At 40.8% G+C, this 18,182-nt stretch carries 18 protein-coding genes; 7 read left to right on the top strand and 11 right to left on the bottom strand.

Translation table 11 applies throughout. The features are described from left to right. Positions 1–40: 40 nt before the first annotated feature. The 4 genes from EJ103_RS18285 to EJ103_RS18270 form a co-directional block, all read right to left on the bottom strand. Positions 41–898: a DMT family transporter gene (locus EJ103_RS18285; RefSeq protein ID WP_126009185.1), complete on the bottom strand. Its 858-nt coding sequence runs from the start codon at positions 896–898 to the stop codon at positions 41–43. Positions 899–1,117: 219 nt separating this feature from the next. Next, on the bottom strand, positions 1,118–1,867 hold the full coding sequence (locus tag EJ103_RS18280; protein ID WP_004587131.1) for a FadR/GntR family transcriptional regulator: 750 nt from the start codon (positions 1,865–1,867) through the stop codon (positions 1,118–1,120). 512 nt (positions 1,868–2,379) lie between these two features. Further along, positions 2,380–3,381 (bottom strand): Gfo/Idh/MocA family oxidoreductase, encoded by a 1,002-nt coding sequence (locus EJ103_RS18275; RefSeq protein ID WP_004587130.1) that lies wholly within the window; start codon positions 3,379–3,381, stop codon positions 2,380–2,382. 288 nt (positions 3,382–3,669) lie between these two features. Next, positions 3,670–4,686 (bottom strand): AraC family transcriptional regulator, encoded by a 1,017-nt coding sequence (locus EJ103_RS18270; RefSeq protein ID WP_126009183.1) that lies wholly within the window; start codon positions 4,684–4,686, stop codon positions 3,670–3,672. A gap of 176 nt (positions 4,687–4,862) precedes the next feature. Between EJ103_RS18270 and EJ103_RS18265 the strand changes: the two genes are divergently transcribed. Beyond that, the gene (locus EJ103_RS18265; protein ID WP_126009181.1) at positions 4,863–6,473 is read left to right on the top strand and encodes a GMC family oxidoreductase N-terminal domain-containing protein; all 1,611 of its coding nucleotides are present in this window, start codon (positions 4,863–4,865) and stop codon (positions 6,471–6,473) included. Here the strand turns inward: EJ103_RS18265 and EJ103_RS18260 are convergent. The 3 genes from EJ103_RS18260 to EJ103_RS18250 form a co-directional block, all read right to left on the bottom strand. After that, positions 6,468–7,292: a class I SAM-dependent methyltransferase gene (locus EJ103_RS18260; protein WP_126009179.1), complete on the bottom strand. Its 825-nt coding sequence runs from the start codon at positions 7,290–7,292 to the stop codon at positions 6,468–6,470. The genes EJ103_RS18265 and EJ103_RS18260 overlap by 6 nt on opposite strands. A 3-nt stretch (positions 7,293–7,295) precedes the next feature. Further along, on the bottom strand, positions 7,296–7,694 hold the full coding sequence (locus EJ103_RS18255; protein WP_024032725.1) for a hypothetical protein: 399 nt from the start codon (positions 7,692–7,694) through the stop codon (positions 7,296–7,298). A 67-nt stretch (positions 7,695–7,761) separates the two neighbouring features. After that, the gene (locus EJ103_RS18250) at positions 7,762–8,181 is read right to left on the bottom strand and encodes a DUF3429 domain-containing protein (RefSeq protein ID WP_054981772.1); all 420 of its coding nucleotides are present in this window, start codon (positions 8,179–8,181) and stop codon (positions 7,762–7,764) included. A 254-nt stretch (positions 8,182–8,435) separates the two neighbouring features. On the opposite strand from EJ103_RS18250, the gene ahpC reads away from it, so the two are divergent. Both ahpC and ahpF read left to right on the top strand, forming a co-directional pair. After that, positions 8,436–9,005 (top strand): alkyl hydroperoxide reductase subunit C, encoded by a 570-nt coding sequence (gene ahpC / locus EJ103_RS18245; RefSeq protein ID WP_126009177.1) that lies wholly within the window; start codon positions 8,436–8,438, stop codon positions 9,003–9,005. Positions 9,006–9,161: 156 nt separating this feature from the next. Continuing rightward, entirely contained in the window at positions 9,162–10,745 is a 1,584-nt protein-coding gene (gene ahpF / locus EJ103_RS18240; RefSeq protein ID WP_054981773.1) for an alkyl hydroperoxide reductase subunit F, read from the top strand. A gap of 111 nt (positions 10,746–10,856) precedes the next feature. On the opposite strand, the gene EJ103_RS18235 is transcribed toward ahpF, so the two are convergent. The 3 genes from EJ103_RS18235 to EJ103_RS18225 form a co-directional block, all read right to left on the bottom strand. Then, positions 10,857–11,108 carry a hypothetical protein gene (locus tag EJ103_RS18235; protein WP_126009175.1) on the bottom strand — a complete coding sequence of 84 codons (252 nt, stop codon included), beginning with the start codon at positions 11,106–11,108 and terminating at the stop codon, positions 10,857–10,859. Positions 11,109–11,125: 17 nt separating this feature from the next. After that, the gene (locus tag EJ103_RS18230; RefSeq protein WP_126009173.1) at positions 11,126–13,153 is read right to left on the bottom strand and encodes an ATP-binding protein; all 2,028 of its coding nucleotides are present in this window, start codon (positions 13,151–13,153) and stop codon (positions 11,126–11,128) included. A 180-nt stretch (positions 13,154–13,333) separates the two neighbouring features. Continuing rightward, positions 13,334–13,555, bottom strand: coding sequence for a hypothetical protein (locus tag EJ103_RS18225; RefSeq protein WP_024032720.1), 222 nt, complete (start codon positions 13,553–13,555; stop codon positions 13,334–13,336). 448 nt (positions 13,556–14,003) lie between these two features. On the opposite strand from EJ103_RS18225, the gene EJ103_RS18220 reads away from it, so the two are divergent. The 3 genes from EJ103_RS18220 to EJ103_RS18210 are packed head-to-tail and all read left to right on the top strand — an operon-like array spanning position 14,004 to position 16,116. Then, complete coding sequence (locus EJ103_RS18220) at positions 14,004–14,291, top strand: hypothetical protein (protein WP_029774445.1); 288 nt, start codon at positions 14,004–14,006, stop codon at positions 14,289–14,291. Beyond that, positions 14,288–15,883 carry a PepSY-associated TM helix domain-containing protein gene (locus EJ103_RS18215; protein WP_126009171.1) on the top strand — a complete coding sequence of 532 codons (1,596 nt, stop codon included), beginning with the start codon at positions 14,288–14,290 and terminating at the stop codon, positions 15,881–15,883. Before EJ103_RS18220 ends, EJ103_RS18215 begins: the two co-directional genes overlap by 4 nt. Next, positions 15,880–16,116, top strand: coding sequence for a hypothetical protein (locus EJ103_RS18210; protein ID WP_126009169.1), 237 nt, complete (start codon positions 15,880–15,882; stop codon positions 16,114–16,116). Before EJ103_RS18215 ends, EJ103_RS18210 begins: the two co-directional genes overlap by 4 nt. On the opposite strand, the gene EJ103_RS18205 is transcribed toward EJ103_RS18210, so the two are convergent. Further along, positions 16,113–16,949, bottom strand: a complete 837-nt coding sequence (locus tag EJ103_RS18205; protein WP_126009167.1) for a patatin family protein — start codon at positions 16,947–16,949, stop codon at positions 16,113–16,115. The genes EJ103_RS18210 and EJ103_RS18205 overlap by 4 nt on opposite strands. 354 nt (positions 16,950–17,303) lie before the next feature. Here EJ103_RS18205 and EJ103_RS18200 point away from each other — a divergent pair, with 354 nt between their 5' ends. Further along, positions 17,304–18,176: an SMP-30/gluconolactonase/LRE family protein gene (locus EJ103_RS18200; RefSeq protein ID WP_126009165.1), complete on the top strand. Its 873-nt coding sequence runs from the start codon at positions 17,304–17,306 to the stop codon at positions 18,174–18,176. Positions 18,177–18,182 lie beyond the last annotated feature (6 nt).

The raw sequence follows: 18,182 nt of genomic DNA, 5'->3' as shown, positions 1-18,182 counted from the left end.
AGGCCAGCGCAGTTATGTGCTGGCCTTTTTATAGAGGCGATTATTGTTTTTTAACACTCGAAAATGAGCTACCCACCGAAGCTATAATCACCAATAAAATAGCCAACCATTGCCACAAGGTTAATAACTCGCCAAGTATAATAAACCCAGCAAGAGCGGCAAATGCAGGCTCTAGACTTAGCATAATGCTAAACCCTTGAGCGGGCATATTACGCAGTGCAACCATTTCAAGTGTATAGGGCAGTGCACTTGATAAAATAGCAATGCCAATGCCCAGCGGTATAACACTCCATGTAAATGCACTGCTTTGTAATATGCCGCCATAAGGTACAAGTACAATGGCTGCTACGGTCATACCCAGTGCGACCGTTGCGCCGCCCGAGCTTTGCGTGCCGGTTTTTTTGCCAAATAAAATATAGGCTGCCCAGCAAGCACCGGCACCTAGCGCGAGTATTACGCCAATTGGGTCTAGGCTTTCTTGGCTGCTCATATCGGGCAGTAACAGTAAAATACCCGCAATTGCACACGCCACCCAAAATAAGTCGCGCTTAGCGCGTGAGCTAAATAACGCCACCGCTAATGGGCCGGTAAATTCAAGCGCCACACCAATTCCTAAAGGGATACGTTCAATGGCGTAATAAAATAAAATGTTCATTCCGCCTAGGCTTAAACCGTATACCACAATTGATAACCGATTACCTTTAGCTGGTAGGTGTTTCCACGGTTTAAATATTAAACACAAAATAAGTGCAGAAAAGCCAAGCCTAAGTGCAGTAGTGCCTTCGGGGCCAACAACCGGAAATAACTGCTTAGCAAATGAGGCACCAGATTGAATTGTGATCATTGCTAAAATAACGCACACAAACGCGAGCAAAAAGTCTTTAGTGGTTGATTGCATTATTTTCCTTGGTAACAATCGTCTAGTTTTGCGCAGTGTATCTGTTTTTTATTGGCTAAGTAATAGCTTGTATGGCATACACATTAAATTTGGGAGGGAGTGACTAATATGTGCGATGAATTAGCGTAGCTGATTATGCATAACTAAAGGCAAACGCTGAGTGCCTTAAAATAAAAAAGCCAGCGAATAGATCGTTGGCTTATAAACGTTTAGGTCGTTTTAGTGTGTTTTGCTAGCACTTTTAACTAGGCCATCTAAAGAATAAAGGCCACGTTTTTCATCATTTTTACGTTTGATTTCTTCAAGCGCACGCGCTTCTACAGCGTCAAATAATGCATTAATTAAACGGTTAAAGTGTTTATGCATTGCGGTACGTGCGGCGCTTGCATCGTGCGTTTGCAGCGCATTATAAATAGCGGTGTGCTCATCCATTACGCAATCGTTATTGTTTTTACACACACTGCCATAATCAGCCACAATTTGTGAATTGTTTAAACGCAAATCCCATAAATTTGCCACTGCATACTCAAGGGCTTTGTTACGTGTAGCACGCGCTATAATTTCGTGAAACTCGCGGTCTGCTTGTTCTACATATAAGCCTTTTTCCATGGCTATTAGCGTTTGCTTTAATTGAGCTAGTTCTTCATCGGTGATTGATTGAGCGGCAAGTGCGGCTATTTCACCTTCAATGAGTGCGCGAGCTTGTGTTAGCTCAAAAGCGCTGATCTCTTTTGTTTTTACCGATGTTTCTTGTTGTTCTATTACATAAACGCCTGAGCCGGTTTTGACCTCTACGCGGCCTCGTACTTCTAATGCAATAATAGCTTCACGAATTGTTGGGCGGCTTACGTCAAACATGTCGGCAAGTTCTCGCTCTGGTGGTAAACGACTCCCAGCAGAAAACTCTCCTTGGTTTATCAAAGCTTCAACTTTATCAACAATGCGCCAAAATAAGCGACGGTTTCCCATATTCTACCTTTATTACCTTAAGGAATAGCGGCTAATAGGCTCAAATAGCCTAAACCTACTGTTATTAGCAGAGGTTACCCCAAAATTCACTATTATGTCAAAATTCTAAAGTGATGTAACGGTCATATAATATTATAAATGAGTGTTAACCTATTTATGTTACCAATTTAGTATAAATTTTAATAATTGGCTAGCTTGATTGGTCATGTTTTTGTGTGCTAAGTTAACTTTGCTCATTTATATAAGCGTGCTTAGAGCAAGCTAACTTTAATGGATTGAAATGTGTGCAATCTAGGCGCGGGTTAATGGTGGTGCGAGGTGTGTAACCTAGTGCGCCTAATAACTGGCGCTGCCTTGGTTGAATGGTGAATAGATTTATGCAAATTAAACCATTAAAAATCTACACGCTTTAATAAAGAGCCTGTGTAATTTAGCTGTACCTAATAAAAAATAAGTAAGCGCATAATTACAACTAGGCTCTTGCCTTGATTGCCCACGGATGGGGGTCAACTTTAGTCCGCTGCTGCGTTTTTATCATTAGGGTAAACTACCCCAAGCTGCTTTCTTGCGGTATCAAGTACGTTCATTACGTCGCGGGCAAGCTGATGTGTATTAACATCTGACTCTCGCTTTTGCGCGTTTATGGTTTGCATAAAGTGCGCAACTTCGTATTTCATAAAGTGCTCATCAAATTTATCAGAAATAACCTCAACCTCCCCGTTATTGGCAACAAACTCTATGTGTTTTAACTGCGACACGGCATGTATTCGTAAGCGTCCGCGCTCACCTTGTATTTCGGTGATGTTATCGCCTTGAGAAATTTTAGAGTAGCTAATAACGGCTTGTTTATCATCGTAATTTAATAATACGTCGCCTGCGCCATCTACGCCTGTATCTAATAGTACCCCACTGGCACTCACGCGCTGTGGAGCGCCCCAAAGTGCTATAAGTAGGTAAAGCGGATACACACCTAAATCGAGCAAAGCGCCATTGGCAAATTCGGGTAAAAAGGTATTTGGGCGTTCGCCGTTTTTGTATTTATCGTAACGTGATGAGTACTGACTGTATTGGCCAATAAACTTACGGGGTTTACCAATTTTACTCAGCGCATTTTTAAGTCGCGCAAAGTTTGGCAAATGCGTGGTCATCATTGCTTCCATGTAAAGGCGTTTATTGGCGTTAGCTGCAGTTAAAATAGCATTTAGCTCTTGGCTATTAGCGGCTGAAGGTTTTTCGCCTAGTACATGTTTGCCTGCTTCAAGGCACATTACTGCATATTGCTTGTGTAGGCTATTTGGCGCTGCAATATACACCGCATCAACATCGGGGTCTTGGCATACCAGCTCAATTGAGGTGAAAATTTTTACATCGGTATTGGGGTGATTAGATAAAAAGGCTTCGCCGCTTGATTGTTTGCGTGAGCACACACCGTATAAATTAAATGCAGGTAACGTATTTGCTGCGCTTAATAGGGTATCACTAATAAAATTTGTACCGACAATGACAAAGTTCATGCCTGCTCCTTAGCTTAAATAATAAGAGCCGTTACTTTAACATTTTTTTTGCCCTGTATGCTTTAGGGCGTGTTGACCTTTGGTGGTTGAATTTACAGCAGTATGTTTGGTTTTTAGGCAAGGCAGAGCCTATGTAGTGTGGTTATTCCCCATAAATAGGCGATAACGCAGCATAAAGACCAAACATGCGCTGCCCTATGGGTTCTTTCTAGGGACGATTGACTCTTTGTTGCTCGATTTTTACTTAGCCCACTAGGTTACAAACCTCGCGCCGCGATTAAATCGCCCCTAGATTGAATAAATTTCAATCCACAAAGTTCGACACGCCCTAGGAGAATACCCAAACCAGCGTTTAACACTTGCGCATAAGGTTGCCTGTTCGTGATAGCCTAAAAGCATTGAAATAGTGCTGATAGAGTATTGTTTTTGAAGCAAGTAATGCGCTGCCAGCGCCCGACGTGTGGTGTCTTTAAGTTTTACAAAGCTGGTGTTATGTTTAGCTAATTCACGGTGCAAGGTACGCGGGTGCATATTAAGTGCCTCAGCAATAGTTTGGTTTGAACACTGATAAATAGGCAGCATTGGCCTTATGAGTGCGCTTACTTGGGCAGGTAATGAGTGACTGTGTTCGTTGCGTTTAGCTAAAAAATTAAAGGCCGCGTCGGTTTTATTAAGCTCATTGTGGTTAAGCTTTATCGATAAGTCGGCTTTGTTTATTACAATGCCTGCACTGTTGCGGTGCTCTATTACTTTACAGCCAAAATAGGTTTTGTATGCATGTGTATTAGTTGCCAGCTTTTGCGGTAAAAACACAGTGCGAGGCTTGCACTGATTATTACTTAATTTTTTAATTATGCTCATGGCTAAGCCAAGCGTTAGCTCTATGGCTTGGTTTATTTGTGGCAGGGGCTTTAAGTTAAATTCAAACGATAAAAATAAGCTCTCGTCATTATCTAATGAGTGCGTTGTTAAGCACAATGCGGGGCTGTGTAAGTGTAAATATTTAACCACCCAGCTAAGCGCTTCTTCTAAATTAGTCCCACTTTTAGCGGCTATGGCGATGTGGCCTAAAATATCAAAGTTTTGTTTATTTGCTAATTTAAGCCCAAAGCTTGGGCAGTTAAGGGTGTGGCTGCAGTACTCTAATAAATTTGCATAGCTCAAGTAGGGTAAATATTGGTTTTCAAGGTTATTAAAGTCGACAGTGACCTTACAGGTTTTCATTACGCTTGCTGGGTCTGCACCAAGTTCTTTAATTAACGAGTCTATTGAATATAAAGAGGTGGCACGTATTGGGCTGCTCATACACTGGCGCTGTAAATTAAAGAGGGTGTCTAAAAATATCAAGTTTTTAGGATTTAATCTATGCACTATAGAGCGAATAGCATGCTGCAATAAAACTGCTGATTTACAACTGCATGGATGCACAAAGCAAAAGCAGCTACCAATAAGAACTAAATAGTGATGTTGCAAAGGCACCTATGAGTAACCACACGTTTGATTATATTATTATTGGCGCAGGCAGTGCAGGTTGTGTGCTGGCAGCGCGTTTATCAGAAGATCAGCATATAAGTGTGTGCTTAATAGAGTCTGGCGGTAGCGATAAGAGCGCTTTAATACAAATGCCTGCGGGTATTGCGGCCAGTGTGCCATACGGCATAAATAGTTGGCATTACAACACGGTACCGCAAAAGGCGCTTAATAACCGATGTGGCTTTGTACCGCGGGGCAAAGTGCTAGGTGGGTCAAGCTCTACTAATGCCATGGTGTATATACGCGGTAATAAATACGATTACGATAACTGGGCACAAAATGGCAACCTTGGGTGGGACTACAACAGTTTATTACCCTATTTTATAAAAGCCGAAAACAATAAAACGTTTAATAACGCGTTACATGGCACAACAGGGCCTTTGCATGTGCAAGAGCTGACTAAGCCAAGTGCGGTAAACTCTTGCTTTTTAAAGGCGTGTGTCGAGCAAGGAATACAGTTAAATGACGATATAAATGGCGCTGAGCAACATGGAGCACGGCTTTCGCAGGTTACGCAACATAATGGTGAGCGCTGCAGTGCTGCAAAAGCGTATTTAACACCGCACTTAAATAGGCCTAACCTTAGTGTGTTTACCCACAGCCACGTTAATAAAATCATAATAAAAAATAAGGTTGCCCACGGCGTAGAGCTTGAGCGCGGCGGTAAAATTATTACATTAATGGCCAAAAAGGAGGTGCTTTTAAGCGCCGGTGCAATTAACTCTCCGCAAGTGTTAATGCTTTCAGGAATTGGCCCTAAAGCGCATTTAGCAGCGCATAACATACCACTGGAACATGCACTGGAAGGAGTAGGGGGTAATTTACAAGATCACTTAACCGTGGTGCCTTTGTGTAAAGCAAATACAGCAAAAGGCACCTTTGGGGTAAGTGTAAAAGGCGCTGCAAGTATTATTAAAGGGTGTGCGCAGTGGTTTAGTAAACGCAGCGGGGTGTTAACCAGTAATTTTGCTGAGTCACATGCGTTTATTAATGTGTTGGATAATTCGCCTGCGCCGGATATTCAACTTGAGTTTGTTATTGGGTTGGTGGACGATCATAGTCGCAAAGTTCACCTTGGCCATGGCTATAGTATTCACAGTAGTATTATGCGCCCCAAAAGCCGAGGGACAATAAGGCTTGCCAATAGCAATCCACGCAGTGCGCCACTTATCGACCCTAATTATTTAAGCCACCCTGATGATTTATCGCTTATGCTTGCAGGGCTTAAAAAAGCGCTGCGTATTATGCAAAGCCCCGCCTTTGATAAAATTCGTGGTAACTTTGTTTACCCGCTAGATGTAAATAACGATTCCCAGCTTATTGAGTTTATTCGCCAAACTGCCGATACCGAGTATCACCCTGTGGGCACCTGTAAAATGGGCACCGACAATATGGCGGTGGTTAATAGCAAACTACAAGTACACGGGATACGCAGCTTAAGGGTTATTGACGCCTCAATTATGCCAACCATAGTAACAGGTAACACAAACGCACCTGTTATTGCCATTGCTGAAAAGGCCGCTGATTTAATTAAATTGAGCTATAAAACAGGGTTATAAAGTGTGGTTGTAAAAGTCAGTAAGCCACGCCTGCCAGTCATCTTCTAGTTTAAGCATTTGTTGGTGCTTTTTAGCGTTAAGGTGTTTGTTTTCATCTTCGGTGGCAATAAAAGGGCCTACCCGACAAAGCGAGCAATGATTTTCACCTAAATACGCAGGCTTTGTAAGGTGAGTGCTTAGTTCGTCAGATTGCGCCAAGGTTGCTTTAGGCGTAAACACATAAGTGATGCCACTGGTGTCTTTTACGTGTTTATCACGGTCTACGTTTCTTATTTTGTAACCATCAAACTGGTTAATATCAAAAGGCATTTGGCCCGCGTACTTAGCCTCAAGGCCATTACTTAAGCTGCCTTCAATATTCCACTCGCGATAGGGTTTTACATCTTTTGAGGTTATGTAGCAAAGCATAGGGCCGCTTTTGTCGAGTGCGTATTTGTTAGCGTATTTAATAAATTGATGTAGTAACGCGCGATTAAGCACGTTCATGCTGGTTTTTTGGGTGTTGCTTTCAAATGCTTCGCGCCCTACAAAGGCAGGAATAAGCGGAAACTGAAAAATAACCACATCAAAGCTGTGCTGGTGGGCAGCTAATTTTTGCCAACATAAAGGGTCCGTTACATCAAAGCAATTAATAACCTCAACATGACACTTTTTTAAACTACTTAGCGCATTGTGCTGGTATTTTTGCTCTATGGTTTCGGCGCTATCATAAGTAGATGCGACTAACTTTGCCGGTTTTATATGATTAACCACCGCATTAGAGAACGATAGATCGCCATCGCCTACGGTGAGAATTCGCCAATTAGGATTTAAATACATAACTTAATTAGATTTGTGAGTGTTTTGATCTGCACTTTGAGTATTTTGCGCTGTATTAGCACCATGCAAACGATGAAACGCAAGGCGTGTTTTAAGCCCTTCAATGGCTATTTGTTTTAAAATTAAATTAAAGGTAATTAAAATAGCAAACACAATATGAATAGGACCATGTGTAAAACCCGCCTCTGGGTTATAAAGCGTAAGCCCAAACAACATAAATAACACCACTAACAGTATTTCTATTAATTGGTTTGAGTAAAAGCTGAGCCGGCCTTCATTTTTGTGATCTTTTTTAATACTAATAGCGCAAAAAAACGGAATAACTTTAATTTTAAAAGCGGCGTTTTTTTCTACGTAGTTTTCGCCAAGCTCGTTAAGCTGCTGGCGTAATGTATTAATCATGGTGCGTCCTTAAATAGCAGTGCGCGGATGTTACACTATTACGCCTAGTAGGTTAAGCAGCGCAAGGTTATTTTGGGTAGAGGCTCATACCAATGGTGAGTATGTGACACACAAATACCACTGAGGTAAGAATAAAGCGCATTTTTTGATAATCGCGATGGTAGGTTTGCCATTGTGGTGTGGCTTTTTCAAAGATAAGAACTAACCAAAAACTAGCCCCTAACCAGGCAAGCGCCCACTCCAGCGGGATAAACGATAAAAATGGTACGGGTATAACAGGCACAACCGCTTTAATTGCATCGCTGTAGCTTTGCATCCCAGCACGCCATAAATTGCCCGCCATAAATGCCAGTATAGCAATGCTATAAAAAGTAAAAAACTCCAAGTTAACGCTATTACTGCCAAACATAAGCGGCCACGCTACACAGCCCAAAAAGGGTAGTAACCCCAAATAGCCAAGTTGAATATGATTAACAAATTTTTCCATTACAGCATGCCTTATGTTGTGTGTTTTTTAGCGCGGCTATTGTAGCAGTATTCTTAGCACTTACAGGTAATAAATCGTTTACGAATAGAAGAGCTGGATAGTTCAATCTTAAAAATCGATTGTTTTAATCTAAACAATCAATTTTATTTAGTTTATCAATGGGCTTATTGTATTAATCAAGCCAACGCGAAAGGCCACACATTTTGGCTGCGTTGAGTAACTTTAAAACACTTTAAATATAAATGAGGAATACTATGAGCACTTCATTGATCAACACAAAAATTCAACCTTTTAACGCAACTGCATACCACAATGGTGACTTTGTAGAAGTGTCTGAAAAAGACGTACTAGGTAAGTGGTCAATCTTCTTCTTTTACCCAGCAGATTTCACGTTTGTATGTCCTACTGAGCTTGGCGATGTTGCTGATTACTACGAGCAGCTACAAGAAATGGGTGTAGAAGTTTACTCAGTATCAACTGATACTCACTTCACGCATAAAGCATGGCATGACACGTCAGACACTATTGGTAAAATTAAATTCCCAATGATTGGCGACCCAACTGGCCGTATTACTCGCAACTTCGGCGTTATGATTGAAGATGACGGCCTTGCACTTCGCGGTACTTTTGTAATGAACCCAGAGGGCGAGATTAAAGTAATTGAAACGCATGACCTAGGTATTGGCCGTAGCGCTAAAGAGTTAGTACGTAAAGTACAAGCTGCACAATACATTGCAACTCACGACGGTGAAGTTTGCCCTGCATCTTGGCAGCCAGGTGAAGACACACTTGCTCCTTCACTAGACCTAGTTGGTAAAATCTAAATACAGGTTTACCCACTTTTATGAGGGCAGGTAACTGCCCTTAAACCAACATCATTTCGTTTGTTGGTGCCTCCTATCTCAACTCGGACTCATTAGCACATGCATTAGTTGGCATGGGAGGCTTGCTGTTTAAATTTTCCTAAAAAGGGTTAAGCCATGTTAGATAACAACATTAAAAATCAATTAAAAAGCCATTTTGAATCGCTTACTCAACCTGTTGAGCTGCTTATTGCCTTGGATGACAGCAAAAAATCAGCAGAAGTAGAAAGCCTAGCAAACGACTTAGCATCATTAAGCGACAAGTTTACGGTAGTGAGCAACCCTGATTCGAGCGCACGTCGCCCATCTATGGTTGTGCATTCACCCGAAAAAAACACCCACATTACGTTTGCTGGCGTACCTATGGGTCACGAATTTACAAGTTTAGTGTTAGCGCTTTTACACACTGGCGGACACGCAAGCAAAGCAAAAAGCGAAGACATTGAACAAATAGAATCACTCAATCAAGAACTTAATTTTGAAGTATACATAAGCTTAAGTTGCCAAACATGCCCGCAAGTAGTGCAGGCGCTAAATACAATGGCAGCAACAAACAGCAAAATTAAAGCAACAATGATTGACGGCGCACTGTTTCAAGACGAAGTAGAAGAGCGCAATATTTTAGCAGTACCAGCTGTGTACTTAAATGGCGAACCGTTTAGCCAAGGTGCATTAAGCCTGACCGACATTTTAAATAAAGTAGACACTAAAGGCGCTGCTAAGCAAGCTGCAGCACTAAGCGAAAAAGACGAGTTTGATGTGTTAGTAGTCGGTGGCGGACCTGCGGGTGCCTCAGCCGCTATTTACTCTGCTCGTAAAGGGTTAAACACCGGTATAGTCGCCGATAGATTTGGTGGCCAAGTTGCCGATACGTTGGCTATCGAAAACTTTATTTCGATTAAAGCCACTGAAGGTCCAAAGCTTGTTGCTCAGCTTGAAGAGCATGTTAAAGAATACGATGTAGATGTAATGCATAACCAACGCGCAGCAGGGCTTGGTCGCGGTAGTAATGGTTATGAAATTACCCTTGAAAACGGGGCTACTTTAAAAGCTAAATCGCTTGTTTTAGCAACCGGTGCACGCTGGCGTGAAATGAACGTACCTGGTGAGCAAGAATATCGCGGCCATGGCGTAGCTTACTGCCCACACTGTGATGGTCCGCTATTCAAGGGTAAGCCTGTTGCCGTTATTGGTGGTGGTAACTCGGGTATAGAGGCGGCTATCGACTTAGCTAACATTGTAGAGCATGTAACTGTGCTTGAGTTTGCTGACACGCTGCGCGCTGACGAAGTACTTATTCGCAAAGCGAATAGCTTAAGCAACATCACTATTATTAAAAATGCGCAGACCACTGAAGTAGTAGGCGATGGTAAAAAAGTAACCGGACTTAATTACACTGACCGTGTAACAGGCGAGGAAAAATCATTAGCACTTGCAGGTATTTTTGTACAAATAGGTTTGATCCCTAATACCGAATGGTTAAAAGAGAGCGACCTTACACTAAGCAAGTTTGGCGAGATAGAAATTGACGCTAAAGGCGCAACCTCATTACCGGGCGTTTACGGTGCGGGTGACGCGACAAATACGCCGTTTAAGCAAATCATTATTGCAATGGGTAGTGGTGCAACAGCAAGCTTAGGGGCGTTTGATTACTTAATTCGCCATAGCGAGCAAAGCAACCAAGACCAAAATGCAGCTTAATAGGCAAATCGTCTCTTGATGTAACAGCAATAGGTACACCCAAAAGCTGTTTGTTAACCCAAGCCGCCCTCTCCAAAGGCGGCTTTTTTAATGCTTATAACAATATCTCTATTAATCACAGCCACCAGAATCCCCACCGCAATCATTATTAGAGTGTGAGTTATTACTAGCATAAATTGAAGAGTCAGTGCTTGTATAAGTTGAAGAGCTACGTGATGCTTTCCCATTGATAAACGTAACTAATAGCAATACGCTTGATACAATAACAACGATTATTGATGAACCCCATTGCCCTGTAGAAATGCCTTTAAATATGGCTAACAACAGTACAGTAAAAAGTAATGTTCTTATTATATTTCTCATAGTATGTCCTTACTAAATTAAAGCGAATTTACTTTAGCTGTATGTTCTAAGGCATTAGAAAGCGCTTTTTCTATGTGCGGAAGCTTAAACGGCTTAGAGACAAACATATCCATGCCTGCTTGCTGGCAAGCTAGTTTATCTTGCGACGATGTATTAGCAGTTAGCGCTACAATGTAGGTGCTTTCGCTAGGGCAAATACGTTGCGCTCTCAGCGTTTTAGTGGCTTCAAAACCATCCAGGATTGGCATAATGCAATCCATAAAAATAAGGTCGTAATGCTTTTGCTTACACTTAAAAATAGCGTCTTGGCCATCAATGGCGCAGTCGGCTTTTACGTTTAACTTATCAAGAGAGGCATCAAGCACACGGCGGTTTATATCGCTGTCATCAACAATAAGTACACTGAGCGAGTGGCTGTTTAACTCAATTTTTGATTGAATGTCGTCTATTACTTGCTCTTTACCAAGCTCTAGCGGAATATTAATACTAAACGTTGAGCCTTTTTGTAGCTCACTTGTCACCTTTATTGTGCCGCCCATGTATTCTACAAGCTCTTTTATAATTGCTAGGCCAAGCCCTGTGCCCCCTTTATTATTTTTAGCGTCAACCTCTTGTGTAAACGGCGAAAATAAAGACTCTAAAAAGGCAGGGGTCATTCCGCGACCAGTGTCAGAAACAGTGATACCAAGAGATAACGCATCGTTATTATTTATGAGCTGTGTTTTAAGTTTTACATGGCCTTGCTCGGTAAATTTTAACGCGTTACTTAATAAGTTAGAGGTAATTTGGCTCAGGCGTGTGCTGTCGCAAAAGGCCCAGCAGCTATCATCAATTGTATTTTCTATGATTAATTCAACATGGGTTTCTTTAAATAACGGGGTATATAAAGAGGCTAAATCACTAAATATGGTTTTAAGCAGTACATCGGTTGGCTCTAGTTTTAATTCACCATGATTAATTTTAGAAAAATCGAGTACTTCGTTGATAATATTTAATAAAATATCAGCGCTGCGTAGCGCTATTTTTATTTTTTCGTCTCGTTTTTCAGTGTCTTTTTCATCTATTAGGGTGGTGAGCATGCCGGTTATGCCATTTAGGGGGGTGCGTAACTCGTGGCTAATTTTAGCAAATAGCATACTTCTATCTTCTAACATATGCTCTGCTTCGGCTTTTTTCTTTTTTAGCGCTTCTCTAAGTAATATAGATTCGGTAATGTCTTGAAATGTACCAAATAGCCTTATGCAATTACCTTCGTTAAACTCGGCTTCTCCAAAAGTCGAAATCCAAATTTCTTGGTTTTGTGCAGTGATAACCTCAAGCTCTAAATCCCATTTTTCACCTTTGTTTATGGCGTTTTCTACCGCTTTATTTATGGCTTCTCTGCTGGGGCCCTCTTTGTAAAACTCAATTGCGTTATCAACTATTGGCTGGTAGTCATCGGCTACCTGATGAATGCGTTTAGTTTGCTTACTCCAATAAACTTTGTTCTCGATTAAATCGACCTCCCAAGTGCCGATATTAGCGATGTTTTCGAGCTTTGAAAGGGTGTAGCTATTTTTTAAAAGTTGCTCTTTCGTGTCTATTTTTGCAAATTCAGATCCTAACCACTGAGCAAATAGCTCAATGTAATCGTAGGCTTCGTCGCTAAATGCAGTTGACTCGTTAGGCGATGAAAAGTTAACCGTGCCAAAAGTTTTATCGGCTACTTTTATAGGTGCGCCAATGTAGGACTCAAGTTGAAAATTTATGTAACAAGGGTGAGTTGCAATCGTACTTTGTGAGGCTTTATGAAACGATAGCGCCGAGCCCGCAGATAACGTATGGACGCAATAGGTGCCATCTAGCTCAAATTGTGTACCGGGTAATAAGGCGTTATCGGGTGTTAGAGCATGTAATACTGTGTACGTATTAGCATCAATTTTACTAATTATTGCTACATCAAGGCTGAACACTTCTAGGCCAAACGCGAGTAGGTTTTTAATTTTAGAATTAAAATCCAGAGTTTGGTCTGAGACTATATCGTGAAAACGCCTTAAAAAGTTCACCGCAATTACCTTAATTGTATTTTATATCGTTATGCGTATCGGCAGATAGGCACATTTATTTATATGTTTTTAACAGTTTATACCAACAGGCGTAAACCGTTGAGCAATATATTGAGTAATGGGTGTTAGGCTATCAACACGCGAACTTAATTGTTTTGCTCAATTAGCAAACTTTTCCCATTAATAGGTAGAATTAGGCGTGTATTCTGGGTTTATGTCGCCGCCTACTTCTTCTGGGTCTACATCGTTTATAAGCAACACTTCGCGCACGGCTTCAATATGATCAAGCACCGTTTGATAGCGCTCGCCATATTCGTACTTTGTTACTTCAATTGCTTGCGGCATGTAAGTAAATGCAATTTTTAGTGCGTGTAACGCGTCTGGATTGATTTTATCGCTCATAAATTTCTCTCATTTTATCAATGTATAGTGATTTGTTTAACAGCTGCAAAAAGAGCCTGCCTAGGGACAATTAGCTTTTTGCATATGCCTTAACAAAATAACAATAATTATAGAGTTTGTTGACTGTTAAAGTTAAAAATTTGCCTGTTTAGTCGTTATTTTAATGGGCTAAGCAGTTAAGCACTGATCAGTATGATAACGCAGTTGTTTTTGGGATTATTTAAAAACAGTTTTAGCTCATCATATTTGCCTACCTAAATACCAAGTATGCTCAAAAAATGTAATTTTATAAATAAACAGGCATTGATTATGCGAATAAAAAGGAGCTTGCTAGCTTATTAAGTAACGATAATATGTTGTATAAATTTACAAATGCGCAATATAATGCAAATAGTTGTTATTTGTATATGCAGATGTGCGCGCCTGCTATTTATTAAAAGAGCTAAAAATGAATAATAAAAAAACCTTTAGCGCTACAAAGCGTCGCCATTTAATGGCGTGCGTATTGGCATTGGTAACCGCTACGGTGATGATCACCGGGATGACTACCTATTTGCCCTTACAAATGAGTGAACAAATTTTACTGCCTATTTTACTGTTTCCAATTATTTGGGTTGGGCTTTTTATATATGCCTACATTAGCGAAAAAGCATGGCAGCCATTTTTACTCATGATCACTTTGTGTTTAGTGCATGGAATTTTAAGTTATTTTGCATTAATGCAGGGGCAAGGATGAAATCAATTACTTTAAAAAAGCTATTTTTATTACATAGTTGGGTGGGCGTAGTAACCGCCGTTTTATTGTTTGTTGTGGCATTTACCGGCGCGTTAGCAGTACTTGCAAGGCCTGAGCTAAAAATTTGGGCCAACCAATCACTGCAGCAAACTCAACATATTCCTAATAGTGAAATAAGCACATTAGTTAATACATACCACGCTCAAGTGCCCAAAGAGTTTGGTGAAAACATTCATGTGTTTATGCCAACAGGGCATAATTTTCACTTATTGGCTTTAGTATTTGAATCGCACCATGGTGATGAAAATTACCAGCAAGAAGTACTTTGGGCATTTGAATTTGACCCAGCGAGCTTAGCGTTGGTAAATACCTACTATGGCCCCAGTAAGCAATATTATGCCAATAGAAAAACAGATGCAGCCAGCTACATTGGTGAGTTTCACGCTGACTTACATTTAGGGCGACCTATAGGGCTTATTTTAACTGGGTTTTTAGGTTTAACATTATTAGTAAGTACGGTAACTGGCTTATTTATACATCGTAAATTAATTAAAGAGCTGTTCACCTTTAGGTGGCTTAAAGGCTTTGATGTAACCATAAGTGACGGCCACAAAGTAATGGGCATTTGGGGCAGTATTTTTAATATTGTAATTGGCTTTAGTGGCGCATTTTTAGGGCTCGCAACCGTAATTTTACTACCTGCAGCAGCTTTTGTTAGCTTTGGAGGAGACCAAGATAAGTTGATAGAAACTTTTACAGCTATTCCTGAGCCAATAATTAGTCATGTAAATCAGCCGACTAACATAACCGCTATTTTAAGTGATGCGCAGCAACGCTACCCACACGCTGTTATTTTAGATGCCACGGTAATGGCGCATAACGATGCTAACGCACAAGTGTATTTACGCCTTTTAGGAGGCGAAGCCGTGGTTTCTCAGTTATTGCATTACAATGGGCAAGGGGAGTACATCACTTCAATGAGTAGTTTTGGCGATATTGCAGGGGTATCAATTAAAATTATTGAAGTACTCTTCCCACTCCATTTTGGTAATTTTGCAGGTTTATTTGTGAAGTTACTTTGGGTAATGCTTGGCTTAGCATGTGCCTTAATGCCACTTTCAGGCATGATGATGTGGTTAGCAAAGCGTACCAGAGGCAGCACACCAACGCTTAGCGCTGACGCGTATGCAAGGTGGAACCGCTTTATTATAGGCAGTTGCGGTGGTTTAGTGCTTGCTTGTTGTGTGTTATTCCCTGTGCAAGTACTTTTAAACTATGCCGTGGCTGGTGTTGAGCACAATGCTTACTTTGGGCCGGTATTTTTTTACACGTGGTTAGTATGGCTAGTAATTGCAGCATTTTGGCAAAACTATAAAAACTACTTTAGAGCAACTTTGTTGCTTTGCGCCTTATTCTTAATAAGTGTTTTACCACTTAATAGTGTATTGGGCGTTAATAATGTTATTAACGCAAACAGTACCCTAGTGGCATTTACAGATATTAGCTTTTTAATTGTGGGACTGGCGTTTTTATGGGGATACTTAAAAACAAAACCTGATGCCATAGCACTTGCAGAGGTAAAAGCAGCATGAGCACCGTTATGATAGTTATTGCACTAGCGTGTTTACTGGCCGCTTTATTATTAATGAGAAGTAAGCACTACAATGTAGCCTATAAGTGGCTGTATTGTTGTGCTTTAATAGCTATTGCCTTAGCGTTTTTTATACATGTTTACGCTGTGCTAGCGGGGATTGTATGCACTATTGCAGCGTTTACTGTAATGGGCATACTGGTTGCGCTATCTAAAGGGAAACAACACACTTAGCTTAAAAAGGCTTTGGCTGTTTCAATTCCCATTTTGTACCCATCTTTAAGGCGTTTAACATTTTTTGTTGTACGGCCCACTCTAAATTGAGGCGGTGGAGCAATAATATTGATTTTGCAATCTTCAGGCGGATTATTAATAAAATCTATGCTGCTGTTATAAACATGCGCTCTGTTAATCGTGCTTTTTATTAAAGCAGGGTAGTTTTTATAAAGTTTTTTAGTTAACCACTGAGATTTACTTGGCTTTTTTCTATAGCCTAGTGGCTGAGAAAGCACCACGGTTATTTCTTGAGCGCCCATTTCGTATGCTTTTATTACGGGAATAGAGTCTGCTACGCCACCATCGGTCATCGCAATATCATTAATTATAGGGTAGTTACGATACGCAATTGGAATCGCGCACGATGCCTTAAGTTGCTCTACCATCGCATCACTACTTGCTTTGAGGTAATGGGGCTGCCCTGTGGTGATAGCTGTAGAGACGATATAAAATTCGTGAGCCGCCTTTGCAAAGGCTTCTGTATTGAGGGGGATCTCTTTAATGGTTGCTTGCCACAGCCAATCTAAATCAAATAAGTGGCCGCCTTTGATAAAGCGCGCTAAGTTAATAAATTCAGGCCGACACGAAAAATCGGTAATAACATGGTAATTTCGTTTAGGTTGTTGGCATAAATAAGCGGCTATATTGGTAGCGCCAGCAGAAACCCCAAAGTAATTAGTAAAAGGTTGATAGCGCTGCGCTAAAAACTCATCCAGCACGCCGGCGGCAAAAATACCGCGCATTGCACCTCCCTCAACCACTAAAGAATGTTTATTGTTATTATTAATCATACTATTACCTCCCTGTTGATGATATTACCAACTAACCAGGTAAAGCGCGATAAAATGCTGAAATAATTATACCCATTTGCCACATTACTTAATTCACTCAAGGGATTAAACTTGGCGCTAACGGCGCTAAAAATTTTGATATAAACAGACCAGTAACGAAGCTTTTATCCTGTAATCAATATGGTTTAGTATTTAAAACTAAATCACTTAATTAAGCTATTTGGTATTAGTGCACTGTTTGGCTTAGCAAAAGCATTTAGTTGCTAATACGTTTAGTTTAATCGTAAGTGTTGGGTATTTCTGATAAAGTATTTATTAATACAAGGCTTTGTTAATATTAAAGAATCGTTATTTATGACTGACTTAAGTGTGACCGTATTTAGTAACGTGCAAAATAAGTTAGGTGAAAGCCCGCTTTGGCACCCTTTGCTTGAAACGCTATTTTGGGTAGATATAGAAAAAAATCTCCTGCTAAGTAAGTGCTTAACAAAGCCTGACTCACTAACACAAGTTGAAATGCAAGATACGGTTTCGGCTTTAGCGTGGCTTGATAAAGCACACCTTATTATTGGCACCAGTACGGGTATTTATAAATACCATATAGCTTCTGGGGTGCGCCAAACGCTTACATTTTTAGAAAATACCCAGCCCACACGGCGCTCTAACGATGGTCGAGCTGACCCCTGGGGTGGTTTTTGGCTAAGCACTATGGATACAAACGCCCGCTCAGGAGAAGGTAAAATTTACCGTTTTTATCAAAATTCGCTCAATTGCGTGGTGCAAGGTTTAACCATTCCCAACGGGTTATGTTTTGATAAAGCGCGCTCACGTGCTTATTACTGCGACTCAAAAGCCAGCTGTATTTTTACTTTAAATGTAAACCCAGATAGCGGCGAGCCTATATTACCCGCCCAAGTTTTTTATCAATTTAAAAATACCCAAGTGGACCCAGATGGCTGTGTGATTGATGCCCTTGGCAACTTATGGCTTGCGGTATGGGATATGGGCTGCGTTATGTGTTTATCGCCAGATGGGGAGGTTTTAAACACACTGCCACTTGCTGCAACAAAACCTACAAGTGTTGCGTTTGGTGGCAACAACGCACAGTGGCTATTTGTAACTTCTGCAGATGACAGTAATGTAAAAACTAACCAGTCATTACAAGGTAATGTATTTAAAATATTAGGTATAAAAAACGGGCAGCTAGAGCCGCCCGTTACTTTATAATAGATT

It is taken from the genome of Pseudoalteromonas sp. Xi13 (assembly GCF_003952205.1).
In the GTDB taxonomy this organism is placed as follows: Bacteria; Pseudomonadota; Gammaproteobacteria; order Enterobacterales; family Alteromonadaceae; genus Pseudoalteromonas; species Pseudoalteromonas atlantica.
The sequence above is the reverse complement of the archived record's forward strand: the minus strand, read 5'-3'. Positions and strand labels throughout refer to the sequence as shown.